5 protein-coding genes are annotated in these 4,153 nt (G+C 61.5%); 2 read left to right on the top strand and 3 right to left on the bottom strand.

Features of this window, described 5'->3' with window-relative positions:
* Positions 1-1,400, bottom strand: a 1,400-nt coding sequence (locus tag EOC93_RS15130; protein ID WP_164759143.1) for a sugar ABC transporter ATP-binding protein, incomplete at its 3' end; no start/stop codon positions are given.
* A gap of 133 nt (positions 1,401-1,533) precedes the next feature.
* On the opposite strand from EOC93_RS15130, the gene EOC93_RS34105 reads away from it, so the two are divergent.
* Positions 1,534-1,695, top strand: coding sequence for a hypothetical protein (locus EOC93_RS34105; protein WP_158302706.1), 162 nt, complete (start codon positions 1,534-1,536; stop codon positions 1,693-1,695).
* A 36-nt stretch (positions 1,696-1,731) separates the two neighbouring features.
* Here EOC93_RS34105 and EOC93_RS15125 read toward each other — a convergent pair whose 3' ends face one another.
* Entirely contained in the window at positions 1,732-1,917 is a 186-nt protein-coding gene (locus EOC93_RS15125) for a hypothetical protein (protein WP_095489125.1), read from the bottom strand.
* 303 nt (positions 1,918-2,220) lie between these two features.
* Here EOC93_RS15125 and EOC93_RS15120 point away from each other — a divergent pair, with 303 nt between their 5' ends.
* Positions 2,221-2,655 (top strand): hypothetical protein, encoded by a 435-nt coding sequence (locus EOC93_RS15120; RefSeq protein WP_095489126.1) that lies wholly within the window; start codon positions 2,221-2,223, stop codon positions 2,653-2,655.
* A 148-nt stretch (positions 2,656-2,803) separates the two neighbouring features.
* Here the strand turns inward: EOC93_RS15120 and EOC93_RS15115 are convergent.
* Positions 2,804-4,153 (bottom strand): HAD hydrolase family protein (locus EOC93_RS15115; protein WP_127205001.1); only part of this gene is annotated, 1,350 nt, incomplete at its 5' end.

The raw sequence follows: 4,153 nt of genomic DNA, 5'->3' as shown, positions 1-4,153 counted from the left end.
ACCATGATCCGGTCCGCCATGCCGAGGACCTCGTCGATTTCGGACGAGATCATCACGACCGTGCCGCCGGCAGCGGCGAAATCGCTGATGATCCGGTAGATTTCACGCTTGGCGCCGACATCGACACCGCGGGTCGGCTCGTCCAGAAGCAGGACTTTCGGATTGCGAAGGAACCATTTGCCGAGCACCACCTTCTGCTGGTTGCCGCCCGAAAGGCCGGAAACCGGCATCGTGTCGCGGGCAGCCTTGATCTGGAACTGCTCGCGCATGTCGCGGCTTGCTTGCGCCTCCCGAGCCCGATCCATGGCGAAGCTGGGGCTCATTTCAGGCAGGCTCGCCATGCAGATGTTTGCGCGCACGCTGTCGGAGAGATTGAGACCGGTCAGCTTGCGGTCCTCGGTGACCAGAGCCAACCCATGCGCCATGGCATCCGCCGGCTTTGAAATGGTGACCTCGATACCGTCGACCTTGATGCTTCCCGTCGATGGCTTGTCGAGCCCGAAGAGGCAGTTGAAGATTTCTGTCCGCCCGGCTCCCATCAGGCCGTAGATGCCGAAGATTTCTCCCTTTCGCACCGAAAACGAAATGTCCTCGATCTTGTTCGGGCAACTGAGCCCGGCAATTTCGATACCGGGTTCTTGCGTCGGCGTGCTGGTCTTGGCGAATTCCTCCGACAGCTCGCGGCCAACGATCATGCGAATGAGCTCGGGCCGATCGATGTCCGCAAGCGCGCCGCTGCCAACATAGGCGCCGTCGCGAAAGACCGTGTAGGAATCGGCGATCTGAAAGATCTCCGACAGACGGTGGGAAACATAGACGATGCCACGCCCTTGCGCCTGCAGGCGGCGGATCGCGGCAAACAGGTGCTGCGCCTCCCGCTCGCCGATCGCCGACGTCGGCTCATCCATGAAGATGACCTCGGCGTCGTGACTGAGCGCCTTGGCAATCTCGACGAGCTGCATCTGCGCAACCGAGAGGTTCATCATGTACTGCGTGGCCCGGATATCGAATTCCAGATCGTCCAGCAGCCTTTGCGCGGACCGGTTCATCGCACGGAAATCGATGCCTCCGAAGCGCGCCTTGGGCTCGCGGCCGAGATAGATATTCTCGGCAACCGTCATGTGGGGAACAGGGCTGAGCTCCTGCTCGATAATGGCAATGCCCGACGCCAGCGCGTCGGCGGGGCTTGCGAATTCCACATCCTTGCCGCGGCGGCGGATCGAGCCGGCATCGCGGTTGAAGATACCCATCAATATCTTGAGAAAGGTCGACTTGCCGGCGCCGTTACCGCCGCACAGGGCATGGACCGTGCCGGCGCGAAGCTGGAGGCGGCCTTCGCGCAAGGCTGCAACGCCGCCAAAGGACTTTGCCAGCCCTTCCACCTCGAGCAAAAGCTCCACGTAGTCTTCCTCCCTTTGGGCATTCGGCAATCCTTTTTGGTGGGGAGCCGATCGACACGGGGTAGCCTCCGCCCTGGTGCCAATGTGACAATAGTCAATATTTGTTCGACAAATGTCAAGTCATGGATTCGGCTTGATCGTGGCGCTGGAAATCAGGGTCGAAGCGGCCGCAACATCGCACTTGCCGGGTAGGTGCCGAGACGACGGCGACCGTAACGCGCATGCCGGCCGTTCGGCCACGCAGTGCGCCGACATCTTCTGCGGCATCCATAAGGAGTCGGGCGATCTGGAATGAGTGTTTCCCCGATCGCTTCACGCTAGTTCCGATCCGTCAAATGCCGGGATCGGACGCTTTGGGGCCAATTTTCAGTGGCGCGTCGTTTTCATCCGGATTGGGGACGGGGGCTTCGTCGGGAAGTCTGTCCGGATCCGGCTCACGCACCGGCTTCGGCTCGGGAAACGGCGGTGGCGTGGGCGCCGGAGTGGGCGTTGGTTCGGGAGTGGGAAGAATGGCCATGGTGTGATTTCCTTCCGCTCGCTGCATTCTGCCTTGGCGGGTCATCGACGTCGGGTGGGATTTCTGACGCCACCCGTTTCGACCGGTTTCGCTCTACGGGCTGATGCACGCAGAACGACCACGCGTGCCTATGGTTCCGATACGAGCCTCCGACGATCCCGCAGGCATCAGGCGCTCGTGGCAGGACGGCGCCGTCAGAAAATTGATCGAATGGTCCCCGCATGAGGGCCTTGTCGGCGTCGTGGAGCGCCATAATTTCCATTTCAGGGTGGGACAAACTCACCTGCTGAATAGGAGGCGGTCGTGAAGCACCAAACACTTGACCAACTGCATGCCGTTGCCGACGTTCACGCTGAAGCAACAGACCTCGTGGCGACTCGAAGCCAGCGTCTCGAACGTTGGGCGAAACTGCTAGAGCAAAATCCCGATCGGCGTCTCGAAGCGCTGACGGGCACCGAATACAAATCCCCTGAGATACGCGAAAAAATGCGCTACAACGACTCGCCTCTCACCGTTGCCTTCGAGGATCCGATTTTTCGCGCACAAGGCTTGAGAGATGACACCTATGGCGAAGCCAGGCGCTTCTTCGAGCTGACCGACTGGCAGTTGCACGAAATCGTCTGCCATTGCCATGTCGGCGCCACGATACGAGCGCGGTGGGCTGCCTCTCGCGTCCGTGCGGCAATGTCGGAGAGGTTCGGTTTCTTTGCCTGGCTGCGCGGAACATTCATGCATTGAAGCATCGGCATTGACGCTACAGGTCGGCATGTTCGGATGATGGAGGCGGCGAAGTGATTTTCACGCCTCCAATGGTCGTTGATGACGGATGCCGTTCGGCGGCGATCCGCCATCGGCGAGACTTGGATACCATCCGCATGGGCGGGATTCAGTCGGCGGGCGCGGTGTAGCGGCGATGGACCGCTTCCGCGATGGCGGCGCGGCTTCTATGCGGATCGAGACTATCGTCATCCTCGATGATAGCCGCTTCCTCCGCAAGTTCCATGTCCTTGACCTGGTTGCGGAACCAGGCCGAATAGTCGCCCGCGCGCAAGTGATGCTCCCAGGTGCGGTCGTCGATCCCCTCGGCGAGATGGAGGAACATCATGAGATTTTGCGCTTTCAGGTTGAGCGTGCCGTCAGCGCCGCGGAAATAGAAACTGTTGTCGCCAAGATCGCCCTCGGCATATTTGCGTATATGGCGCTTGCGTTCCTGCCGGGGACGTTCGACCGAGATCGGCCTCGCGGGATCGGCTGTCGAGCGGTTCCAATACAGAACCTTGTTTTCCGGTGGCGGCGCGACGCCCTCCGGCACGTCCTCGCCAATTGCGGCACAGAAGCTTTCGACGACCTTGTCGGCTTCCGGGCCAAGGACCAGCACCGTGTCGACACCTGCCAGCACGTCGCGCGAAACCAGATCGGGATGGACTGTGACCAGAATGGTCGCCGAAAGGCTTTTTGGAAGCGCAAAGGATGTGCCGTCGCGTGCGTGCGGCAACAGGTGGTGTGCCTCGTCGATGATCAGCCAGTGCGGGCGTCCGGTGCGGGCGCGAAGCGCGGCAAGCTCCGGCAGCAGCTTGGCGAAGGCGTTTGGCCGTTCCCCGGTCTTGATCCCGAGCATGTTGACGGCGACATTGTTGGACGGCTTGGACAAAAGGTCGAAGATTTCGCGTGAGCTCGGCGGGCTTTTGGCGTCGCCAACCACCAGCACGTCCTCCAGTTCCTCGTAGTCGCCTTCCGGGTCGAGCACGCAAAACTGGAAGCCTTGCTCGACGAAGCGTTCGGTCAGGGCGGTGGCGAGGGTGGATTTTCCGATCCCGGACGTGCCGGCCAGCAGGACGCTGCCGCCGCGCGGTGAAAGGTGCATCACTGCGCCCGATCCGTCGTCCGCGCCAATCTCGATGCGTTGCCGCGCCGTGTCCAGCGAGGCGGCGTCATGCGAGATGAGGCCCTCGATCAACTCCCTCACGCCCGCGCCGCGGGCACCATTCGTCACGTGGCCCGCCGTCTCCCTTACCTTCGGCAGGGCATTGGCAACTGCAACGCCGAAGCCGACGGCGCGCAGAAAGGCGTGATCGTTCTCCGCATCGCCGATGCCGACGACATTGTGGGCGGACAATTCCACATCCTCGAGGGCAGCGGCAAGACCGGTCGCCTTGTTGACCCCGCTCGGCAGCACCATGACGGCACCCTTGTTGAAGATTATCTCCAACTCCAAGCCAAGGTCCTTGATCACTTC

The sequence above is a fragment of the Mesorhizobium sp. M6A.T.Ce.TU.002.03.1.1 genome, assembly GCF_003997275.1.
In the GTDB taxonomy this organism is placed as follows: Bacteria; Pseudomonadota; Alphaproteobacteria; order Rhizobiales; family Rhizobiaceae; genus Mesorhizobium; species Mesorhizobium mediterraneum.
The sequence above is the reverse complement of the archived record's forward strand: the minus strand, read 5'-3'. Positions and strand labels throughout refer to the sequence as shown.

Bases quoted from the DNA above. Each gene is read 5' to 3' on its own strand.
- EOC93_RS15125 (WP_095489125.1), bottom strand. From the start codon at position 1,917: ATGGCCATTCTTCCCACTCCCGAACCAACGCCCACTCCGGCGCCCACG.